The organism is Candidatus Eremiobacteraceae bacterium, assembly GCA_035314825.1.
Classification (GTDB): Bacteria; Vulcanimicrobiota; Vulcanimicrobiia; order Eremiobacterales; family Eremiobacteraceae; genus JAFAHD01.
In genome coordinates this window covers 31884-53696 of sequence record DATFYX010000007.1, presented here as the reverse complement: position 1 = coordinate 53696, position 21813 = coordinate 31884, and the positions used below count along the sequence as shown (strand labels likewise).

The following is a 21813-nucleotide window of genomic DNA, read 5'->3' as shown; positions in this document are numbered from 1 at the left end:
CGCGAAGCGTACCTAGGTCTTGCCCATGAAGGAGGTGACGTCGAAGAACATGCTGGCGTGGTCCTTCGTATCTATGCACTCAAGGTCGAGTTGGTCTATCTTGCGTGCGCCGATCGAGAGCAGCGTTTGGTTCGCGACCGTCCACGCCGAGCAGCCGCCGCGGTGCGTCGCGTAGTACTGCTCGAAGCGCACGCCTTCTTGTTCGTCGTGCGCGTGCAGCACATAGGCGCGACCCAGGCTCGAACCGTCGTGTGGATCCGGCACGGGCTCGGGCGGCGGCGCCGAGGGCGCGTGCGTGTCGTACAGCGTGATCGCGTGCACGCCTGCGGCGGTGAGCTCATACAGCCACACGAAACCCTGTTGGTCCTCATAGACTGCGACGGCAATGGCGGGGGCGACCTGGCGGGCCTCTTTGGCTTCGCCGCGCAGCGCTTTGATCTGCCCGTAGTCGAAGCCGGGCTGGACGCCGTACGGATCTTTCAAACCATCGAGCGGCCCGCTGATGTCGATCGGAAACGCCTGGACGTACTGTACGACCTGTTGGTGCTCGCGCACGATCATGTAGGCGTTGGTCGTCGGCCCGGGATACCAATCCAGCAGCGAGCCGTCGGGCTGGATGCGCACGAGCAGCGGCGTGCCGAGCTTGCTGCGCAGCCCCGCCGCCGGAGTGCCGGGTGCGATGCCCTGCCACATGTGCGCACCCGGCGGAGCCGTGCGCACCGGCGTCGGCGCGGCGCTGGCGGCCGGACTCGGGCTAGCGGCCGCGGTCGGGGTCATGGACGGAGCGGGCGACGCAGGCGACGCTACGAGCAGCGCCGCCGCCGCGAACAGGGCAGCGATCAACTGGTCGTGCGCTTCGCGAACGACGACGTGGCTATCGGCGCGAGCCAGCCGACGACGATGCCGGCGACGATGCAGCCGATGGCGGCGATCTGATCGACGCGGCTCTGGTCGTGGAAGTTCTTGATGAGCAGAGCGGCAAGGCCGATCGTTCCGATCGCAGGCAGGACCACGCGCGTGAGGTCGAACCACTTCGTGCCTTTGCGCAGGAAATAGACCACGCACGCCGCTCCGGTGGCGATGAAGGTCATGCCGAGCAGGATCGACACGATGTTGTCGACGTCATCGAGGCTCGCATACACCGTCGGTTCGAGGCCGAGCAGAAGCGCCAAGATCAACGCGCCGACGGTCACGACGCCGATGCTGAACGCCGGCGTGCCGAATTTCGGATGCACGACACCGAACGCTTTGGGCAGCAGGCCGTCGCGCGCGGCGGAGAAGAGCAGGCGCGACAGACCGAGCTGGCCGGTCCACAGCGTCGCGCCGGTTGACACGATGACGGTCAGCACCATGGCCCAGGTGCGCCAGCCGCCGCCGAGCTGATCCGCGACATAGGCAAGGGTGTCCGTGGCGTGCGCCGCCAGACCCGACAGCGGAGCGACGCGCATGAACGCGACCGCGCAGACGAGCATGATCGCGGTGGTGGTCACGAGTGCGACGAGCGCGCTGCGCCCCGGTTGCCGGGTCGAGCCGGTATTCTCTTCGGACGTGTAGGTCGAGATCTCCCAGCCGTCGGCGACCCAGATGGCGAGCACCATAGCGGTGAGGAAACCTGCGCCGCCGCCGCTGCCCCAGGTGAGCAGCGATCCGGCGTGGCCGCCCGGGACCACCGGATGCATCAGCGCGAATGCCGCGAACAGCAACAGCGCGCCGAGCTCGAGGATAAGGAAGACGGCGGACGCATCGGCGGTCGGGCGCATGCCCCAGGCGAGCAGCAGCCCGGCGGCCACGATCCAGGCGCCGCCCACGATTGCGACGGCAAACGGGTTGTCGGCCAGTTGCGGTCCGACCATGTGGAGCGGGTTATCGAGGAAGCGCAGCGTGTACACGCCGGCGGGCACGACCGTCGCCATCGCCGCCCCGAAATACGAGAGCATCACGATCCAGCCGGAGAACGCCCCGGTGCGCGTGCCGAACGCGAGCCGCGCCCACGCATAGGTGGAACCGGCATCCGGGTGTTCTTCGCACATGCGATGGAAGGCGATCGCGATGAACATGACCGGCACGGTGAGGATGATCAGCGCGAGCGGCGCGCCCGCGCCCGCCGCTGCGATCATCAGGCCAAACGTCGCCGCGATCGAATAGGCCGGCGCCATGCTGGCCGACGACAGGATCGACAGGTCGAGGAAACCGAGGACTCGGGCGAGGTGCGCTGACGGTGCGACGCTTGCGCGCGGTGGCGCCGCTACCACGACGTCACGTATGTTGGAGGGTCGCTGTGGCGTTTAGAAGCCCAGCGCCTTGTTTGACGGGATTGCCGATATCGGTGGCATAGGTCTGCAGCAGCACCTTGACGCTCGCCGACGTCAAAGCGGGGTTCTTGGTGAGCATCAGCGCGGCGACGCCGGAGACGTGCGGCGTCGCCTGCGAGGTGCCCGCGATGAAGATGCCGTGGCCCGCGAGCGAGTGCGCCGTCGTCGAGTAATTGTTGGTGATCCACTGGAGATAGTCGGGCGGCTGGCTCGGCGTGCAGCTGCTCTGCGATTGGTTGATGCATGGGTCGCCGCCCGGTGCGACCAGCGTCAAACCGTTCTGGTTCGTCCCCCAGTTCGAATAGCCCGCGATGACCTCAGGCGGGTTGCTTGGAAAATTGATGTCGTCGAGCGCGGTCGCGCCGACCGCGATGACACCTGGGCAGTCGGCCGGCGCGTCGATCGTCCCCAGTCCGTCGTTGCCCGAGGCGACCACGACGACGACGCCTTTGCCGAGCGCCGCGTTGATGGCGTTGCCCTCCGTCGTGTCGCATGTGCCCTGGGCGCCCAAGCTCAGATTGATGACTTTGGCGCCGTTGGCCACGGCCCAGTTGATGCCCGCAGCGATGTCCAGGTTGCTGGCGGTCGGCGATGGATTCGAAACGGTCGGCGTCGGGAACACGCGCACTTCCAAAAGATCGGTGTTCCAGCCGACGCCGGCAAAGCGGGTGACGTTGTTGGTCACCGACGCGGCGATGCCGCTGACGTTGCTGCCGTGCCCGTCCATGTCTTGCGCGCTGCCGGCGGTATCCAGCGCGCCGCCGCCCTTGTCGAAAACCGCGGAGTTGACGACTTTGGAGCAGATGTCGACGTTATTAGCGTCGTAGCCGGTGTCGATGATCGCGATCGTCACCGCCGCGCTTCCTTTATAGTTCGTCCACGTCGCGGGCATCTGGATGGCGTACATGTCCCACTGCACCGGATTGACCGTCTGCGGCGACGTCAGCTGCGCGGCGGTGCCGAAGTCGACATCATCTGGGATATCCTGAAGATAGCGTGCCATGAGAGGCTTGGCTTCGGCGATGCCGCGCGTGCCCGCAAGAGAGGCGGCCGCAGCGGCGGGATCCTGCGTCTGAGGGATGCTGTAGACGGCGTAGCCGAGCTCGCTCGGCGGCTGCACCTGCACGGCGCGCACGCGCGCCATCGCCGCCGCGACCTCCGGCTCGGAACCGGTGCCGGTGAACTTGACGGCGAGCTCGCCGGGGACGTACGGCTGGCGCGGCTGGCGCCCGGGAAGGCGCCGGGAGAACGACGCTTCTTCGCCCGCGATCTGGATGCTCGTCGCGCCGGCGTTGCAGCCGGTCAACGGCGTAGGTCCAGGCGGCGGCGTCGGACCGACGCTGCTGCTGCTCTTGCCGTTGCACGAATTGGCCATAGACGCGACCGATGCCGCCGCGACCAAGGCAAAGACAAACCAGGAACCGCTGGAACGGTGCTTCATTCCTCGCGTTTTTTCTGAAGGGGGACCGGGGTGACCTTTTTGTGGTCGGCGCGACGAAGCTCGTAGTAGGCGACGTCGAGACCATAATACTGTCGCGTTCCTTGGTACGTGAGGCCGCTCTTCTCGAGCACGCGGCGCGAGGCGGCGTTCTCAGGCCGCGCGATGCCGACGATCATGTCGAGGTCGGTCGTGGCGAAACCGAAGTCGACGACCGCGCGAGACGCTTCGGTGGCGATGCCGGCGCCCCACCAGCGCTCGCCGAGCGCGTAACCGACCTCGATCAACTCGCCCTTGTCGAGCCGCTGGAGCACGGCGTGGCCGAGCAGATCGCCGCTCGCCCGGTCGACGACCGCCCAGAAGCGGTCGCGCGGATCGCGATCCGGGCTGAGCAGGCGCGCCCAGGTGAGCACGGCCTCCTCGCGCGTGCGCGGCTCGCCCGTGCCGGAGAGCCAGCGCATGACCGGCCGCTGCGAGAGTATCGCTGCGAAGTACGGCTCGAAGTCGGCCTCGGTGAAACTGCGCAGGATGAGGCGCGGCGTTTCTATGGCCGGCGGCATCAGCGCGCGGCCTTCCAGAGCATCGTCATCGCCGCCATCGCCGCGCGGCGCTGTACCATCTCGCGGTCTCCGGGCAGCATGAGCTTGCGCACGTCGGCGGTCTCGTCCGGGCCGGCCAGAGCGACGTACACGAGACCGACCGGCTTCTCTTCGCTGCCCCCGCCCGGTCCCGCCACGCCGGTGACGGCGATAGCGCACGACGCGCGCAGATGCGCCTGCACGCCGACGGCCATTGCGGTCGCGACCTCGGCGCTCACCGCGCCGTGCTGCTCGATGAGATCGGGCGCGACGTCGAGGAAATCCAGTTTCGCCTCGTTCGCATACGAGACCACGCCGCCGAGGTAATAATCCGAAGAGCCGGGGACGCTTGTCAGCATCGTGGCGATGCGGCCGCCCGTGCACGACTCGGCGGTGGCCAGCGTCCAGGCGCGCGCGCGCAGCAGCTCGCCGACGACCTGCTCGATCGGTCCGCCGTCCACGGCGTACACGCAATCGGGCAGCCGCTCGCGGATACGCGGTTCGAGCTCGTCGAGCATCGCGATCGCCTCGGCGCGAGTGGCGGCTTTGGCGGTGAGCTTGACGTCGACTTGGCCGTAGTGCGCCAGCACGGCGATGCTGGGATTGACGCCGGCGTGGAACAGGTCGGCGATGCGCGCGTCGAGATCGGACTCGCCCAGGCCGATCGTGTTGAGCACGCGCGTGACGATGGTCGCCTCCACGCCATAGCGCTTGACGAGCCATGGCACGACTTGCTGGGTGATCATCTCCTTCATCTCGCGCGGTACGCCCGGAACCGCTATGAGCGCCCGTCCATCTTCTTCTACGATGAAGCCCGGCGCGGTGCCCTGATCGTTATCGAGCACGATCGCGCCGGCCGGCATCATCGCTTGTCGGGCGTTGTTCTCGGCCATCGGCCGGCCGAGGCGCGCGAACATCGCTTTGATGCGCTCGAGGCTGGCTTCGTGGAGTTCGAGGGCGCGTCCAGTCGCGGCGGCGGCGCCGTCGCGCGTGAGGTCATCGACCGTCGGGCCCAAACCGCCGGCGATGATGACGCAGTCGGCGCGCCCGAGCGCTTCGCGCGCCGCGGCCGCGATGCGCGCCGCGTTGTCGCCGACGGACGTCTCGCGGTGCACGTCGATGCCCGCATCGGCCAGCGCCTTGGCGATGAAGGTCGTGTTGGTGTCGACGAGCTGGCCGAGCAGCAGCTCGGTTCCGACCGTGATGATCTCGGCGCTGGCCACGCGGCTACTTGATCGGGCCGGTCTTGGGCTCGAGCAGTTCGACGACGATTCCGTTGGGATCTTCGATCATGGCGAGCGCGCGGGTTCCGCCCGGCGACTTCTTGGGCTCCTTGACGATCTTGACGCCGTCGCGGCGCAGGCGCTCCACCAGGTCGGTCAGGGGGCCGTCGATCTCGAGCGCGAGGTGTTCGTAGCGGTTGCCGAGCTGATACGGCGGATGTGCTTCCAAGTCGTAGACCAATTCGATGTACGCGTCCCAATCGCGGCCGACGAACGCCATGTCCGCGTTGCCGGGATAGTGCGCCTTGTCGAGCAGTTTCAGGCCGAGTTTTTTGGTGTAGAAATCGATCGTCTCGTCCATGTCGTTGACGAAGATGGACGTGTGAAGGTAGCGCGACATCACCGGCTCCTCTTGGTCGTTCGCTTGGCCTTGCGTTTGACCGGGCGTTTGACCGGACGTTTGGCCAGCACGCTGAGCTCCCATCGGTAGCCGTCAGGGTCGTGGAACCACAGGCCCATGTTCTTGGATCCCGACGCCTCGGGTCCGATCTCCTCGCCCGGATCTTCGAGCTCGACGCCCTTGCGCTTGAGCTCGGCGAGCGCATCGCGCAGCGCCTTCATATCGTTCAGATGAAAGGAGACGTGGTCGAGCACCTCCGGACGGGGCTCGCCTTTGAGCAGCACGATCGTCACCGCGTCCGTGCCGATGAGCACCCCGTCAGGAAACGAGAAGAGCTTTTTCACGTTGAGGTTTTTCACCCACCAGTGCGCGCTCTTCTCGGGATCACGCACGCTGATGCCGAAATGTCCGACGGTGCCGAGCTTGATGGGCATCTTCTGCTCCTTACTCACCCGCGCTCAAGAGCGCGGGACTACATCAATAATCTACAGGGCGGAGGTAGAACTCGTTGATCGCCGTGGTCGAGATCAATGCGGTGGTCGCGAGGTGCCGCTTCCAATGGGTCGCGTCGACGCGCCGTTTGACCAGCTCGACCTGTTCGCGCGGATAGCCCGCCGCGATCATGTCCGCCATAGTATACCCCATGAGCAGCCGGTTGAGGATCTTGTCGGCCTGGGCATAGGTGATGCCGAGGTCTTCTTCGTCGGTCTGGCCGCGGATGAGATCGGCGGTCGCCGGCTTGTCGATGACGACGTCGGGCACGCCGAGCTGCCGGGCGAGCTCCCAGACCTGGGTCTTGAAGAGATCGCCGATCGGGTTGATCGGCGGCGAATCGTCCCCATGCCAGGTGAAGTAGCCGAGCATGCGCTCGGATTTGTTGCCCGTGCCGATCGGCAAGCCGTCGATCTTTGCGCCCTGGTCGAAAAGCACGATCATGCGCGCGCGGGCCATGACGTTGCCGCGCCGCTGCGCCGAGGCGTCGGGCTCGTGCTTGAGATAACCGTCGACCGCGTCGCTGATGTCGATGAGTCGTTCTCGGATGCCGGTCTTCTCGATCACGAGCGCTGCGTGTTCGAGGCTTTCGCTGCTGGAAGTGCGATACGGCAGACGCAGACCGAGCACGTGTTGCGGGCCGAGCGCGCGGGCGCACAAGTAAGCGACGACGGCGGAGTCGACGCCGCCGGAAACGCCGACGACCGCTTCCGTGATCCCGCGGCGGCGGACGAGCTCGTCGTGGATGAATGCGACCAGCCAGCGCTCGACAAGCGCAGCATCGATGACCGGCGTGTCGTCGCGCGGCGGCGCGGTGACGATCTTGAAGGCTCGGCTCACGATGGGCGCCCGGCTTTCCGCCGCGCCTTGGACTTTGGAGCGGTCGAATTGCGTTTGTGTGGAGCCGTCGAATTCATTCGACCGTTCACCCGCGCCCGCTTCGCCGACTTCTCCGTCTCCTCGCCCTCGACTGCCAGCAACGCCGGGATCAGTTCGGGCAGATTGGATTCGAGGTCGCCGAGGGCCGGCAGCGCGGCTCGCGCGACGGCGACATCCTCGAGGTTGACCGGCGCGCGCACGATGGCGGTGCCGGCGAACGGCGCTTCGACGCGCAAGTCGCCGAACGGTCCTACGAGACGCGAGCCGCCGGTGAAGCCTTTGCCGCCTTCGAAGCCGACCAGACCCGCGTAGGCGATGAAGACGCCGTGTTCGGCTGCCGCCACGCGGATGATCTCACGCCACAGCCGCACGTTGTCCGGTTCGAAATCTTCCATGCCGCGCCCGGGAGATGCGCTCGGGATGTAGATGATCTGCGCGCCGCGCAGCGCTGCGAGCGTGGTGGCCAGCGAATGACAGGCATCCTCGCAGATCAGGATCGCGGCGCGGCCGTACGGGGTGTCGAACGCTGCGATCGTCCGCCCGCGCGTGACGAAGCGCTCCTCGTCGAAGACGCCGTAGGTCGGCAGGAAGAGCTTGCGATGCACGTGGCGCAAGCGAGGGCGCGCGCCGACGGTGGCGTAGAGCGCGCTGTTGTAGAGCTTATCGTTCGCGTCGATCTCGTAGAAGCCGAGAACGACGTCGAACGAGGCGCGCTTGGGAGCATGCGATCTCGCAAGCCGCACGAGTCGCGCAAACGCTTCGCGGGCGGTGAGACTGACGTCGCGGACGCCGCCCTCGACGAAATAGCCGGAGAGCGCGGCCTCCGGAAACACGACGACGTTGGGGAAGTCGTCGCGGTCGGCAGCGAGGCTTGCGAACGCGTCGCCGATCGCCGCGAAATTGGCGTCGACGTCGCCCTTGCGGGGCGCGAACTGCACGAGCGCCAGCTCGAATTTCCTGGCATGCGCCATAGTGATGGATGCTTCTTTCCCGACGTGCGGGGGCCCCGCGCCCGGCCGGCTGCGGGTGCGGCCTTGACCATGCTGGAAGGAACTAAAGCCCGCTGCGGGAGCGTTTCCCACGTGGGGAGTCGCGCATTTCGAGGGGCGAGCTGACGATGAGATTTGAGACGATCGCGCTGGTATCCGCGCTGCTGCTCGTACCCATGGTAGCGTTAGCTCCCGCTCAAGCCGGCACCGCTTCCGTGGTCGCGCTCGCGTCACCAACGCCGACGGGGACGCCCACACCGACGGCGACTCCCACGCCGCATCCAACTGCGACTCCCACCCCCGTTCCGACATCGACGCCGACGGCGGCTCCGACGCCCACGCCATTCGTGGCGACCGCACCGCCTCCCACATCTCCGCCGACTTCGCCGCCGACGCCGATTCCCACACCCACGCCGATCGCTGCGACTCCCTTCTTGCCGCCGGTGCCGTTGTCGGGACCAAGCGCGGCGCCGCCGCCCACGCCGACGCCGCCGCGGGGCGTGCAACGCCAAGTCCTGAGCACGACGAATAACACCACGAAGGCGTATGTCAATCCGCAGTGCAGCATGTCCAACGCGCGCTCGGTGGTTCCGCTTCTTCAATCGGGTGAGGCGCTCGTCGGATGGAACTTCTCTCAGGGCGCTCGGTGCGGCGTCATCTACCGCTCGGGCATCTGGTTCCGTGACGCGGCCAAAGGCGCTAAAGTGGTGGACGCGACGCTGACGTTCTACGTCTCGCGCAGCTCGTCGACTGCGCAGGGCAATCCGCTCACCGGCAACGTGTCGTGCGCCGCTCAACTGCAGACGGCCAATGCGATGTGGATGAACAATCCCGACAGTCCCGCCGCGCTGCTGGGAACTCCGTATCTGGTGTTTCCGGCGAATCGTCCGGGTGACACGGAGACATCCGGCCAGTTCTCGATCAGCAACGGCATGTTCGTCAGCATCGACGTGACGCGGGCCGTCCAGGAATGGGCGGCGGGGACGCGCCCGAACTATGGCTTCGTCCTGGTCCCGGAACGGGCTGATTTTTCAAGCGGCGCGGATCGCTGCTATTCGGCGTACAACGGCTTCACGTTGACGATCGACGCCCAGTAAGACCGCGTATCCTGTCCCGTTCTTGTAGGGCGATCGCCATCCCCAGATTCGGGCTCGCCTGGGGATAAGTTCTGCGCAAAATCGCGCGAAAGCCCGCCGCATCGGGCCTCCCATTTGAACGAACGGCCGTTCGAAATTTTTCTTGAATCAGCCATATTTCCGCTATATAATGGGGTCCATTAGGCCTATTACCACTATAGGTAGGGCCGCTCAAGCGTTCGTCGAACTATTGTGCGCTGTTCTTGAGGACCAGCGGTGTGCGCGTCTCCCCGCGCGGCTTAGAGAGAGAAAGGACATCAACACCCCATGAAGATCCAGCGGCGCTTCACCCAACCCGGCATCGATCCGCTCGACACGATCGACTGGGATCGTAGGTCTTCGGTCATCCGGGAGCCCGACGGCACAGTCGTGTTCGAGATGCACGATATCGAGGTGCCCAAGGCCTGGTCGCAAGTCGCCACCGACATCCTCGCGCAGAAGTATTTCCGCAAAGCCGGCGTGCCGCAGCCGGATGGGTCGCTCGGTCGCGAGACCTCGGCGCGCCAGGTGGTGCGCCGCCTCGCCGGTTGCTGGACCGATTGGGGACGCCGCTACAAGTATTTCGACAGCGAGGAAGACGCTGCCGCGTTCGACGCCGAGATCACGCACATGCTGATCAACCAGATGGCGGCGCCGAACTCGCCGCAATGGTTCAACACAGGCCTCGCCTACGCGTATGGGATCACTGGTCCCTCACAGGGCCACTACTTCGTCGATCCCGACACGAAAGAGCTGACGCGCGCGAAAGATTCCTACACGCATCCACAACCCCATGCGTGCTTGCCAGGCCGGGCAATAGTCGACACTTTACAAGGTCCAATGCCAATCGAAGAGATTTATCGACGCAATCTCGTTGGATTAGCTGTATACGATAAAGAGGGAATCACCCACGTTCGCGCAGCGAAGAACAATGGAATCAAGCGCGTTTTTCGCGTGAATCTGGCGCTTGGCAAGTTCATTGAAGCTACGGCCGATCATCTCGTCCTTGTCGACGACCCACAGCGTGGATTCCTTTGGTCCGAAGTCTCTAACCTGACACCTGGCATGCGGCTCGTTCGTCGTTTTGATGCGGAACTTGTTCGGACACTGCATTTCTTGGACAGACAGAATCTTCAAAATCCTTTAGTGGCTGAAGTTGCGCGTGGCATTGCAGAGGCCACTGGGAGTCGGCTGCAAACACTAACGGCGCCGGCACTATATCCGGTAGAGATCGAGTCCATTGAACAACTGGCCGAGGAAGTCGTTTATGACATTGAAACTGATAGTCACAACTTCCTAACAAACAGCGTCGTGGTCCACAATTGTTTCATCCAGTCGGTCGATGACGATCTTGTCAACGATAACGGTATCATGGATCTATGGGTCCGCGAGGCTCGATTGTTCAAGTACGGAAGTGGCTGCATTTCCGGACGTGCGTTTGTACCAGTCGCCGGCCGCGGGCTCGTTCGGCTGGGGGAACTGTTCGACGAAGTCTCGCGCCATCGGCCCGTCGTTAATTTTGATGGCAAAGGCCGATTTGTCAATGTCCGCGACATGGGACTCAAGACGCTATCGCTTGACAAGAAAAGCGGACGTATCGTAGAGGACCCGATCGAGTTGGTCTGGTCATATGAAATTCCCAAAGAAGATAAGATAACCGTCAGCTTCGACTCGGGTGCCAGAGCGACCGTATCAGCGTGGCATCCTTTCATGGTTTGGGATGGTCGCGATATCGTGGAGCGCCGCGCAGATCAACTTGTCCGTGGTGATGCAGTGATCGGTCCCAACTCCTCAACGACGCGTCACATCGATAACAACAGCACAGCCAAACCGCTTTCTTACAAAGTACCGTGGTTTCATACCGGCAAGAACCTGACGGTGACGCCGGATACCGAGATCGCTTGGCTCGTCGGCTATTTCATCGGAGACGGTTCTTTAGGGTGGCGCCGTCAACGCACGGTGCGGCGGGGCCGCGCGTATACCTATCGCAGTCTACGTCTTCGGTTCCACGACGAGGATCGCGAGCCGTTAGAGCGCACTGCGCGAATCCTTCGCAGTCGTTTCGGCGCAGGCAGCTCCATTTCGCAAGACGGCCGAGGCAGTAAGGGGCTATCCTTGACGTGCACCAAGGCTGCGGCGACAGCATTCTTTTCGGAAATCGTGCATGCGCCCGGAGCCAAAGGTGCGACGCTTTCCGTTCCGGATTTCATCAAGACAGGCGACTCGGAGCTGCAACTCGCGTTCCTTGCTGGCTTGATAGATTCCGATGGTACCGTCGCAGATGGTCGTGCGAACTATACGTCGGAGTGCCGAACGTTCGTCGAAGAAGTAGCGGTGATGGCCTCTTTGCTTGGTCTAGGCGGCGGCATTGTGAAGAACGGAAATACGTTCTCAACGGCGATCATCCGGCGATCGACCAGCGTTCGGCGCGCGCAAGCTGTAGCGAAGAATCTTGCCACGCCGAAGCATGCCGCAGCCTTACAAGACCCGGCACATGAGAATCGCCGTCACACGTGCATGCCGATCGACGCAGATCTCGGAGAGCGCGTCTTCCCAGAACGGGACCAGTACGGTCTCCATGGCTTTTCGGGAGGTGAGCGTTTTCACGTCGGGCGGCTTGTATACGAGGGAATCGTTAATCCCGCCAAGGTCCTTGCGGCCATTGCTGCTCGGCCTGAGGAACAAGTCGACGCGGAACTCGAACGGATTCGCCTCGTCGCCGAGGGCGTCACGTTCGTCACGGAGGTTGCCCCTTGCGTCGAGGATGTTCCATTCAACGATCTTACAACGCGGAAAACAAATACCTACCTGGCTGGTGAGCGTGGTCTCGTCGTCATACACAACACCGGTACTAATTTCTCCAATCTTCGCGCTGAGGGCGAGAAACTTTCGGGGGGCGGCACCTCGAGCGGTTTGATGTCTTTTTTGCGTGTAGGCGATCGAGCGGCCGGCGCCATCAAGAGCGGCGGCACCACGCGACGCGCGGCCAAGATGGTCATCCTCGATATGGATCACCCTGACATCGAGAAATTCATCAACTGGAAGGTCGAGGAAGAAAAGAAAGTCGCGGCGCTCATCGCGGCCGGCTATGCCAGTTCATACGAAGGCGATGCCTATCAGACCGTCTCCGGTCAGAACTCTAACAACACCGTGCGCGTCTCGGACAAATTCGTCGATGCGGTGCGCAAAGACGGAACATGGGATCTGTTATGGCGGAAAGACAAGTCAATCGCGCGTTCAGTTCGTGCACGCGACCTTTGGGATGAGATCGCGCGCGCGGCGTGGAGTTGCGCAGATCCTGGCGTGCAGTTCGACGATATCATCAACTCGTGGCATACGTGCCCAGCGGGCGGTCGCATCCGCGCGAGCAATCCGTGCGTGACGGCAGATACCCGAATCGCGACGAGCAACGGCTATGTTGTAGTCTCGGATCTCGTTGGACGGCAGTTCACTGCGCTCGTTGACGGCGTTGAGTATCAAAGCACGCCGGAAGGCTTCTTTCCAACCGGCGTCAAGCAAGTCTACGAGCTTCGAACGCGTGACGGCTTCGCTGTCAAAGCAACTGAGGACCATCTGTTCTTAGCTGTCAATGATGATGACTCGGAAACTTGGCTCCCGCTTCGAGAAATCGTTTCCGGTAAACGGCTGGCGCTGCATAGCCACGTCTCTCGCCTAGTCTTCGCGGCCTCAAGAGACAGCGTTGGTGATGTCGCCCTGACGACGGAGCTAAGTCCGTTCCGCCAGACGGCGGTGGTCATGGACATAACGCCGCTGGGCGTTAAGCCCGTTTTTGATTGCACAGTGCCTGGCAAGAACGCTTTTGACGCAAATGGTTTCTATGTTCATAATTGTTCTGAATATATGTTTTTAGATGATACGGCCTGCAACTTGGCCAGCATCAACCTGATGAAGTTCTATGACTCGTCTAAGAGTCAGTTTGACGTCGATAGCTATCTGCACGCGATTCGGCTGTGGACCGTCGTGCTCGAGATATCGGTGCTGATGGCTCAGTTCCCAAGCCCCGAGATCGCCCGTAAGTCGTACGAATACCGCACGCTTGGCCTCGGCTACGCGAATCTCGGTACGCTGCTCATGGTCTCGGGTATTCCGTATGACTCGCCGCGCGCACTCGCGACGGCCGGCGTCATCTCCGCTATGCTGACCGGCGAATCGTACGCGACATCGGCTGAGCTGGCCCGCGATCTCGGCCCGTTCCCGCGCTACAAGGACAACGCGGACTCGATGCTGCGCGTCATGCGCAATCACAAGCGCGCCGCGTACAACTCCACGGCGTCCGAGTACGAGGAGCTCGCGGTCATCCCGATGGGCATAGACCCGTCGCTCGCCCCGTCTTACCTGCTGGCCGCGGCGCGCGACAGCTGGGATCGCGCAGTGGAGCTAGGCAAACTGCACGGTTATCGCAACGCGCAGGCCACATGCATCGCGCCGACCGGCACGATCGGCCTGATCATGGACTGCGACACCACCGGTATCGAACCCGACTTTGCACTCGTCAAGTTCAAGAAGCTCGCCGGCGGCGGCTACTTCAAGATCATCAACCAGTCCATCCCTGAAGCTCTGCGCAACCTCGGCTACACACAAACGCAGATGGACGACGTCATCCGCTACGCGAAGGGTACCGGCTCGCTCTACGGCGCTCCTTACGTGAACGCAGAGACGCTTAAAGCACGCGGGTTCACCGATGAGGACATCGCCAAGGTCGAAAAGGCGCTTCCGTCAGCGTTTGAGGTCGGTTTTGCGTTCAACCAGTTCACGCTGGGTGAGGCGACGATGCAGCGTCTCGGCTTCGACGCCGAACAATACACGGCGACGGACTTCGACCTGCTGCGCGCGCTTGGCTACTCGCGTGAAGAGATCGAGACGGCGAACAACTACATCTGCGGCACGATGACGATCGAGGGCGCACCACACCTCAAAGAGGAGCACTATCCCGCGTTTGACTGCGCCAACCGGTGCGGCAAGCTCGGCAAGCGCTTCATCCATCACATGGGCCACGTCCGCATGATGGCGGCCGCGCAGCCGTTTATCAGCGGTGCGATCTCCAAGACGATCAATATGCCCAACGAGGCGACTGTCGACGAGATCAAAGAGGCCTACATGCGTTCGTGGGAACTCGGCATCAAAGCCATGGCGCTCTACCGCGATGGTTCGAAACTCTCGCAGCCGCTCTCGAACAAAAGCTCGGACAAGACCGCGCAAGAGGACGACAAACAGCTAGCACTTTCGGAGGAGTTCGCCAAGCAGCTCGAGGCTGCTCGCAAGCAGCGCGCCGAAGAGCTGCGCCCCGACGAGATCCTCGCCGCCGCCCAGCGCATCCTCGCCAACACGACCTCGACCGATTTCAAACGCCAATTCGCCAAAGCCATCGAGCGCAACCGGCTGCCCGCCAAGCGCCGCGGCTGGACGCAAAAGGCGAAGATCTCGGGTCACACGGTCTTCCTACGGACCGGCGAATACGCCGATGGCACGCTTGGCGAGATCTTCGTCGACCTGCACAAAGAAGGCGCGTCGTTCAGAAGCCTTATGAATTGCTTTACCGGCGACACACGTTTCTTCGACGGCAATTCTCTTGTTACGCTCAAGTCCAAGGCCGGCCAAGCAGTGACCGTTACGTGCGCTGATGGACTTCGCCGACGCGGCTGGGTAGTTGAGTTCGGCGAGCAGCCAATTCAACGTGTTGTCCTCAAGACGATCGGTAGTAAGGGAAGCGCTTTCAGGCGCACCTTTACCGTCACGCCGAATCACCGCTGGGTTCTCGAGGATGGATCGGTAACGACGTCTCTCAAAGTTGGCGACTGTCTCGGCGCAGCCCGAATCGAGTGTGTCAGCGAACTCGATCCTGAAGGCTTCATGCACGGGTTTGTGTTCGGCGACGGTGACCAGCACGTCCACTATCCGCAGCGCTACCACTTGAGGCTATGCGGCGCCAAGGACCAAGCACACTTACCAGTGCTGGCAGGCCTCGCGCATACCATCGTCCATCCGCCTTCTTTGCACGGAGATCCGCGTCTTACGTTCATATCGCCTGACATAGCGCTTAAGGCCTTGCCTGATACCAGTCGACACAGCCGTGCCTACGTGGCGAGCTTTATAAGAGGATGGATGAGCGCCGATGGCGGCTCGAACTGCCGCGGCGCCGAACTCCTCTGTACGAGCAATCAAGAAGCCGCCAAGTGGTTCATCGCCAATGCGCCGCTCTACGGGTACACGATAACCGGTGTCTCGATGAACGACAAGCCGACCAACTTCGGACCGCGCACTGCGCCCCTTTGGCGGATTACAGCGCGTCAAACGATGCTGCCGTATTTTGTAGAATCCATCGAGCCGCTCGATGGCCAAGAACCTGTCTATTGCGTCGTCGAGCCGACCACGAGCACATTTGTGCTTGAAGGGGGCGTGCTCACGGGTAATTGCTTTGCTATAGCTGTTTCGATCGGTCTGCAATACGGCGTACCGCTCGAGGAGTTCGTGGACAAGTTCGTGTTCACGCGCTTCGAGCCCAACGGCTTCGTCGACCATCCCAACATCAAACACGCGACTAGCGTGATCGACTACATCTTCCGCGTGCTCGGCATGGAATATCTCGGACGCACCGACTTCGTCCAGGTCAAGCCGGAGGACCGCGATGTCGACGCCGTCACCCACGAAGACGCGGCGCAAGCCGAGTTCGAGGCGCATGTCGCCGCACAGCAGGTGCACGACGATCCGGGCAACGGCCATGGCGGCCCGAATGCCGGGCCGGGAAATAACCCACGCATCAAGAGCGCCAATGGCGCCAACGGCGCGCACGGTTCTGGCGCGAGCCAAGCTGCGCAGACGTCCGCCATCATGGATCCGACGCTGGCCGCGCACCTCGCCGCCGTCCGCTCGCGCGAGGCGCAGATGGCGGCGATGATGGGCGACGCACCGCTGTGCGACGTATGCGGCTCGATCACGCGCCGCAACGGCGCCTGCTACGTCTGCGATAGCTGCGGCCGCAGCATGGGCTGTTCCTAACCGAATAATACTGCGATGACTCGAAAAGGAAGCGGCGGCCGCAAGGCCGTCGCTTCCTATTTCGCCAAAATCCGCCTGTGTCTGCGCCCAAGACCCTGCCCATCGACATACGTCCGTTCGCCGAGGGCGAACTCTCCGCGATCATCGAGATGCGCCGCGCGATGACGCTCGAGCTCGATGGCTCGGACCTTGACGCCGACGGCCTCTGGCGCGAGCGGTTCGCAGAATTCGTCACGGGCCTGATCGCGCGCCATGACGCCGCGTTCTTCGTCGCGCAGCACGACGGCGAACTCGTCGGCACCGGCGGCGTGTACGTCCTGCGCAACCATCGCAGCGAGATCTACGGCCAGCCCTCGGCCTACGTGACCAGCGTCTACGTCGCGCCCGCACATCGGCGTCTCGGCGTCGCGAAGCGCATCACCCAAGCAGCGATCGAGTGGGCGCGTGGCAAGGGCTGCGTGGTCGTGCGCCTGCGCGCTTCGAAACAAGGCCGCATGGTGTACGAATCGCTGGGCTTCACGCCCACCGAAGAGATGGAACTGCACCTGGACCGTTAGGGTTTGGCCCGCACGATATCCGAGATGTTCTCGATCGTGTGCGTCAGATACGTCTGGCCGTTTGGCAATCTGGCCACCGGATCGAACATGCCGCCGGGCACTTGATGCCCGACCGGGCCCAGCGAGATGATCTCGATCAGGCCCAACCGCCGCGCCCGGTTCCAAAAAGAGTTCCACGCGATCTTCCAGCGCGACGGGAACAACAGCGGGCCCAGCCGTTCCACCCCGTCCTTCTCCCCGACGAGATGGTGCAACATCATCAGATCCAAGAAGTCGTTCGCGCCGCTCATGACCCCGCCGAGCGAGATCACCTCGACCGGCGCGCCGATCGCCCGTTTGAGCAGGCCCGCCGATGCCGCCGACATCTGACCCCCGCCGCTGTAGCCTATCAACGTCACCGGAACGCCGCTGCCGACGCGGTAGCCGTCCTCGAGGAGTCCGTCGTACAGCACTTTGGCGATGCCGTAGTTGTAGATCGGTCCGTACCGCGAATCCGCCGAGACGGCGACGATGATCACGTTGCGCAGGTTGACGAACATGCCGAGCAGGCTGGCCGGATTGGCGAACCGCAGCTTGTCGACAATCGTCCAAAAGCCCGACCATATCGGGTCTTCTTCCAGCGGCTTGTTGAGCACGGAGTACACCATGAGGCCGCGCAGCAGGCGTACGCGCTGCGGCAGCGCCGGCGCGAGCGCGTCGAGAAAGGTCTCGACGTCGGGGGTGTACGTCGAGCTCGATTGCCCGATGCCGTCGAGATAGATGATATAGCGCGAGATCCCGGCCGCTCCCCCTCCGTCCGCGGCGACCTTCGACGCATCGCCCTGGATCTCGCCGCCATACCAACCGGCCCACCAACCCAGCGTTTCGAGCGGCGCGAGGATGGCGGCGACCAGCAACGCGACGACGCCGAACCATAACAGGTCGAACGGCAGCCGCAATGCGACCGGCAGATGGATGGTCCAGCCGAACAGCACGTTCTGGAGCGGCTTGACCGAGACCGCGATGACGACGCCGACGACCACAAAGCCGAGCGCGCCGATCAACGCCGTCACTCGGCGGCTCGGCGGATGCGCGGGTCGAGCCGACTGTGCCGCGCCCGGCGTTGCGGCAGTCGTCTGGGGTGCGGCCGGCTGCGCCTCGGCGCGCGAGATCGCCGCGACTTCGTCCATGTCGAAATCTTCCACGCCGGAGACCGCGCTCATGATCCGCGCCGTCAACAGCGCGACCGGCCGGCCGATGATCTGGCGCACGATCACGAGCGCGAGCCAGCCGACCCCCACGTAGAGGATGGCGTCGAGCACCGAGAGATGACCCACCGCGGCCACGCCGACCAGCGACGCGAGCAGGTACCAGATGCGCAGCAGCCAGCCGACCGGCACGCCCATGTACGGCAGCGCCTCGAGGAACCCCAGCAGCAGCGGCGCGTAGCTGAGCGCGAAGACGATCGCCAGCGAGCGCAGCGGGATGCGCGTCGCCAGCGGCAAGAACGTGATGGCCCACGTGCTCAACGTCAAGAACACGTAGGAGAACCCGAACAGCAATGCGGTGACCGCAAGACTGAGGAAAAACCGGGCCGGCTTGATGCGGTTGGCGAACAGCACGACGCTTTGCCCGATCGCTTCAGACAGGCCCGCCAAGAAGACGATCGCGAACGCGACCAGAGCGGAATCGCGCAGCGCCAACCCGGCGACGAACGCGTGCGGATCGAGCTCGAAGACGCCGCGCAGCGTCGTCCAGAGGTCAGGAGCGAGCGTCTGGACCGATTGATCCATCGACCTCTAACGCACGCCGCTCGGGACCGGCGGCGGGCCGGCCACCATCGGCTGTAGATTCTGCAGCGGGGTCAGCGGCACTTTGATGAATCCGCCCTGGGGACGGTCCAGGTCGAGGATGGTCGCGATGACCACCGCCAACATCGCCGCGAAAAAACAGAACGCGGGAAAGTCGAATTCCTTCACCCTGCCGAAATTCGCTCCCAGCAGGGCCGCCGCGATGAGCACGACGCAGATCAAGATGACCAGCACGGCGTCCGGAATCGTGGCGCTGAGCGCGGCGTCCTGCTCGGCGCTCAGATCGATCACGGCATTGAGCGTTTGGATGAACAGCGGCACCATCGTCGAGTGCGGATCGCGCTGAGCGGCGCTCATCGCCAGCGACCACATCTTGCTTTGCAGCGCCGCGCTGCGCCTGCCGGGCTCATCCCGCGCGCCCGGCTGGGTGCCCGCCGCGGCGAAGTCGATACGCGCTTGGACATACTCCCGCAGGGTCGACCACATCGGCACGGCGATCGACGGCTGGAGCAGATGGACCCGCAGGATCGTGGTGCCGATGGCGTTGGCCTCCTGCACCGTGACCTGGCGGCGCGCGTCGTAGCGCGACAGCGCGAGCGAGAACGAAAAACCGAGCAGCAATCCGACGAGCGCGAACGCAGCAGCGAGGATCACGCCGAATGGCGCGTCGTCCGCACTGCTCGCGCGCATCCGGCGGGTGACGAAATACGAGCCCAGGCCGACCACCACGATCAACACGAGGACGATCAAAGACGTCTCCCTGATATCCGCTGCGCTGAAACTCATCGCCCTCTTCCTTCTTCACACGGAGGCTCGGCGACCATCAGCTTTCCTGCGAACCGCCCATGTCCTGCCTGCGCGGCGGTCGCAAAAGAGGATTCCCCGCTATCGCGCGGCGAGAGTCCATTATGCCCGAAGGCCCCGACATCGCCGCCGCCACTTTTTATGCGAGCTTTTTGTTCGACGTCTCCGACACGATCGACCTGACCAAGCTCGGCAGCATCGCCGGTGAGAGCGCGCAGCCCGCGCCGTTGCGCTTTCGCGCCGCGCCGTCGGCCGAGCACATCCAATTCGCCGTGCCGCCGTTGGCCGCGAAACTTCCCTCCGTCACGCTCGGCGGCGTCAGCGCCGAGGCCCGCGCTAAGGTCTACGACTACGGCGTCGTCTCGATCCGCTTCGCCTTTCCGTACTCGGGAACGTGGTCGGGGTTCATCGACTTGATCATCGCGCTGCGCACAGACGACCGCCTGATCGGCGACGCCCGCCGCTTGCTTGACGAGATCCTGCGCGATAGCGCGCCCGCGCTCGTCGAACCCCATGACACGCTGGTCGAGGATTACTTCACCAGCGCCGTCGAGCGGCTTGCGACGCCGCTCGACGCGGCGATGCTGCTCGACCAGCACGGGCCCGCCGTGCTCGGACTCATGCTCGCCGAGCACCAGCCGCTCTCGCCGGAAGAACAGGCGGAGACCCTGCGTTTGCGCTTCAGCTACCTGCCGGACGATCTCGTCGTGCTGCAATGGGATGCAGCGTTCATCTGCGACAGCCGCGAGAATGCCGAGGTCATCCTCGACCTGCTCGAGTTCGCCAACTCGCAGCTCGTCGAATTCCGCACGTACGACGCGCGCCTCGACGCCGAGCTCGACGCCATCTATTCGACCGATCTGCCGCCGCGCCGCAAATGGCGCCCCCTGCGCCGCTTCGAGGCCGACGAACGCGCCGAAGCGCTCGGCTATCTGCTCGTCGACATCCGCGAGCTCGCCGATCGGGCAAGCAACGCGCTCAAGATCGTCGGCGACGCATATTACGCGCGCATCTACCGCGCAGTCGCGTCGCGGCTAGGATTGGACGTCTGGCAGCGCCAGATCGAGAGCAAACTCGACAGCGTCGGCGAGGTCTACCGCTACCTGATCGATCGGGCCGCGACCGCGCGCAGCGAGTTCCTCGAGCTCATCGTCATCGTCCTGATCGCCATCGAGATCGTGGTCGGCATTCTCGGCGTCGCCGTCACGATACGCCACTAAGTTTGACCACCATCTTGCCGATGTTCTCGCCATTGAGCAGATCGAGGAACGCCCGCGGCGCGTTCTCAATCCCGTCGACCACGGTCTCTTCGGCTTTAAGCTTGCCCTCACGCAGATAGCGGCCGGTTTCGGCCACGAACTCGGGCATGCGCCGGCTCCAATCGGTCACGATGAAGCCTTTGATACTCAGCCGCTTGCCGATCACCAAACCCAGATTGCGCGGGCCCGGGGGCGGCTCGCTCGCGTTATACGCGGAGATGGCTCCACACGCGATGATTCGGCCGTTCACGCGCAGCGCGGACAGGGCGGCCTCCAGATGCTCGCCGCCGACGTTGTCGAAGTACACGTCGATGCCGTCGGGTGCCGCGCGCGCGAGCTGCCTGCGGATGTCGCCGTCTTTGTAGTTGAACGCCGCGTCGTAGCCGAGCTCCTCCAGCGCGAACGCGACCTTCCGCGGCGAGCCGACGCTGCCCACGACGAAACAGCCGCGCAGCTTGGCCAGTTGTCCGGCGACGCTGCCGACGGCGCCGGCCGCCGCCGAGATGAACACGCGCTCGCCCGTCGCGATCTCGAAGAGCTGCAGTCCGACCCAGGCGGTGAACCCGGTCACGCCGAGCACGCCCAGATAGGCTGACAGCGGTCGTACGCTCGGGTCGACCTTTCGAACGGTGTCGGCCGGCGCCGCGAAATACTCGCGCCATCCGAACATCGATGTTACGATATCGCCCGCCGCCAACCCGGCCGCGCGAGACTCGACGATCTCGCCGACCGCTGCGCCTTCAAGCGGCTCGCCGAGCTCGAATGGCGGCACGTACGACTTGCCCTCGTCCATGCGCCCGCGCATGTAGGGATCGACCGACATGCACAGATTCCGGACCTGTACCCATCCATCCGGGGGCGCGGGTACTTCGACTGCGGCCATGGCGAAGTCGTCGAGCGACGGCCAGCCCTTCGGCCGCGCGGCCAACCGGATCTCGCGACTCGACACCGCCGGCATGT

At 64.0% G+C, this 21813-nt stretch carries 16 protein-coding genes; 4 read left to right on the top strand and 12 right to left on the bottom strand.

Annotation, left to right across the window (positions count from 1 at the left end; all coding sequences use genetic code 11):
• Positions 1 to 12: 12 nt before the first annotated feature.
• From VKF82_02295 to VKF82_02255, 9 genes are read right to left on the bottom strand one after another with little or no spacing between them, the layout of a single operon-like run.
• On the bottom strand, positions 13 to 843 hold the full coding sequence (locus tag VKF82_02295) for a hypothetical protein (protein ID HME80884.1): 831 nt from the start codon (positions 841 to 843) through the stop codon (positions 13 to 15).
• Positions 840 to 2252, bottom strand: a complete 1413-nt coding sequence (locus tag VKF82_02290) for an APC family permease (protein HME80883.1) — start codon at positions 2250 to 2252, stop codon at positions 840 to 842. The genes VKF82_02295 and VKF82_02290 overlap by 4 nt, the downstream gene beginning before the upstream one ends.
• A gap of 4 nt (positions 2253 to 2256) precedes the next feature.
• Positions 2257 to 3753, bottom strand: a complete 1497-nt coding sequence (locus VKF82_02285) for a S8 family serine peptidase (GenBank protein ID HME80882.1) — start codon at positions 3751 to 3753, stop codon at positions 2257 to 2259.
• Positions 3750 to 4310: a GNAT family N-acetyltransferase gene (locus tag VKF82_02280; GenBank protein ID HME80881.1), complete on the bottom strand. Its 561-nt coding sequence runs from the start codon at positions 4308 to 4310 to the stop codon at positions 3750 to 3752. The genes VKF82_02285 and VKF82_02280 overlap by 4 nt, the downstream gene beginning before the upstream one ends.
• Entirely contained in the window at positions 4310 to 5551 is a 1242-nt protein-coding gene (locus VKF82_02275) for a competence/damage-inducible protein A (protein HME80880.1), read from the bottom strand. Before VKF82_02275 ends, VKF82_02280 begins: the two co-directional genes overlap by 1 nt.
• 4 nt (positions 5552 to 5555) lie before the next feature.
• Positions 5556 to 5951 carry a VOC family protein gene (locus tag VKF82_02270; protein ID HME80879.1) on the bottom strand — a complete coding sequence of 132 codons (396 nt, stop codon included), beginning with the start codon at positions 5949 to 5951 and terminating at the stop codon, positions 5556 to 5558.
• The gene (locus tag VKF82_02265; protein ID HME80878.1) at positions 5951 to 6385 is read right to left on the bottom strand and encodes a VOC family protein; all 435 of its coding nucleotides are present in this window, start codon (positions 6383 to 6385) and stop codon (positions 5951 to 5953) included. Before VKF82_02265 ends, VKF82_02270 begins: the two co-directional genes overlap by 1 nt.
• Before the next feature lie 43 nt (positions 6386 to 6428).
• Positions 6429 to 7283, bottom strand: coding sequence for an NAD+ synthase (locus VKF82_02260; protein HME80877.1), 855 nt, complete (start codon positions 7281 to 7283; stop codon positions 6429 to 6431).
• On the bottom strand, positions 7280 to 8293 hold the full coding sequence (locus VKF82_02255) for a nitrilase-related carbon-nitrogen hydrolase (protein HME80876.1): 1014 nt from the start codon (positions 8291 to 8293) through the stop codon (positions 7280 to 7282). Before VKF82_02255 ends, VKF82_02260 begins: the two co-directional genes overlap by 4 nt.
• A 146-nt stretch (positions 8294 to 8439) precedes the next feature.
• On the opposite strand from VKF82_02255, the gene VKF82_02250 reads away from it, so the two are divergent.
• The 3 genes from VKF82_02250 (at position 8440) to VKF82_02240 (ending at position 17000) form a co-directional block, all read left to right on the top strand.
• Positions 8440 to 9408, top strand: a complete 969-nt coding sequence (locus VKF82_02250) for a DNRLRE domain-containing protein (GenBank protein HME80875.1) — start codon at positions 8440 to 8442, stop codon at positions 9406 to 9408.
• Positions 9409 to 9714: 306 nt separating this feature from the next.
• Positions 9715 to 16443, top strand: a complete 6729-nt coding sequence (locus VKF82_02245; protein HME80874.1) for an LAGLIDADG family homing endonuclease — start codon at positions 9715 to 9717, stop codon at positions 16441 to 16443.
• 77 nt (positions 16444 to 16520) lie between these two features.
• A complete protein-coding gene (locus tag VKF82_02240; protein ID HME80873.1) occupies positions 16521 to 17000 on the top strand; it encodes a GNAT family N-acetyltransferase in 480 nt (159 codons plus the stop codon).
• Here VKF82_02240 and VKF82_02235 read toward each other — a convergent pair.
• Complete coding sequence (locus VKF82_02235) at positions 16997 to 18772, bottom strand: hypothetical protein (GenBank protein ID HME80872.1); 1776 nt, start codon at positions 18770 to 18772, stop codon at positions 16997 to 16999. The two genes, VKF82_02240 and VKF82_02235, sit on opposite strands and share 4 nt — an antisense overlap.
• Positions 18773 to 18778: 6 nt before the next feature.
• The gene (locus VKF82_02230) at positions 18779 to 19576 is read right to left on the bottom strand and encodes a hypothetical protein (GenBank protein HME80871.1); all 798 of its coding nucleotides are present in this window, start codon (positions 19574 to 19576) and stop codon (positions 18779 to 18781) included.
• A gap of 122 nt (positions 19577 to 19698) precedes the next feature.
• Between VKF82_02230 and VKF82_02225 the strand changes: the two genes are divergently transcribed.
• Positions 19699 to 20814 carry a hypothetical protein gene (locus VKF82_02225; protein HME80870.1) on the top strand — a complete coding sequence of 372 codons (1116 nt, stop codon included), beginning with the start codon at positions 19699 to 19701 and terminating at the stop codon, positions 20812 to 20814.
• On the opposite strand, the gene VKF82_02220 is transcribed toward VKF82_02225, so the two are convergent.
• The gene (locus VKF82_02220; protein ID HME80869.1) at positions 20798 to 21811 is read right to left on the bottom strand and encodes an NADP-dependent oxidoreductase; all 1014 of its coding nucleotides are present in this window, start codon (positions 21809 to 21811) and stop codon (positions 20798 to 20800) included. The two genes, VKF82_02225 and VKF82_02220, sit on opposite strands and share 17 nt — an antisense overlap.
• Positions 21812 to 21813 lie beyond the last annotated feature (2 nt).

Coding starts and splice junctions, on each gene's coding strand:
- VKF82_02285 (HME80882.1), bottom strand. CDS start 3,753: ATGAAGCACCGTTCCAGCGGTTCCTGGTTTGTCTTTGCCTTGGTCGCG.
- VKF82_02280 (HME80881.1), bottom strand. CDS start 4,310: ATGCCGCCGGCCATAGAAACGCCGCGCCTCATCCTGCGCAGTTTCACC.
- VKF82_02270 (HME80879.1), bottom strand. CDS start 5,951: ATGTCGCGCTACCTTCACACGTCCATCTTCGTCAACGACATGGACGAG.
- VKF82_02265 (HME80878.1), bottom strand. CDS start 6,385: ATGCCCATCAAGCTCGGCACCGTCGGACATTTCGGCATCAGCGTGCGT.
- VKF82_02255 (HME80876.1), bottom strand. CDS start 8,293: ATGGCGCATGCCAGGAAATTCGAGCTGGCGCTCGTGCAGTTCGCGCCC.
- VKF82_02250 (HME80875.1), top strand. CDS start 8,440: ATGAGATTTGAGACGATCGCGCTGGTATCCGCGCTGCTGCTCGTACCC.
- VKF82_02245 (HME80874.1), top strand. CDS start 9,715: ATGAAGATCCAGCGGCGCTTCACCCAACCCGGCATCGATCCGCTCGAC.
- VKF82_02235 (HME80872.1), bottom strand. CDS start 18,772: ATGGATCAATCGGTCCAGACGCTCGCTCCTGACCTCTGGACGACGCTG.
- VKF82_02230 (HME80871.1), bottom strand. CDS start 19,576: ATGAGTTTCAGCGCAGCGGATATCAGGGAGACGTCTTTGATCGTCCTC.
- VKF82_02225 (HME80870.1), top strand. CDS start 19,699: ATGCCCGAAGGCCCCGACATCGCCGCCGCCACTTTTTATGCGAGCTTT.
- VKF82_02220 (HME80869.1), bottom strand. CDS start 21,811: ATGCCGGCGGTGTCGAGTCGCGAGATCCGGTTGGCCGCGCGGCCGAAG.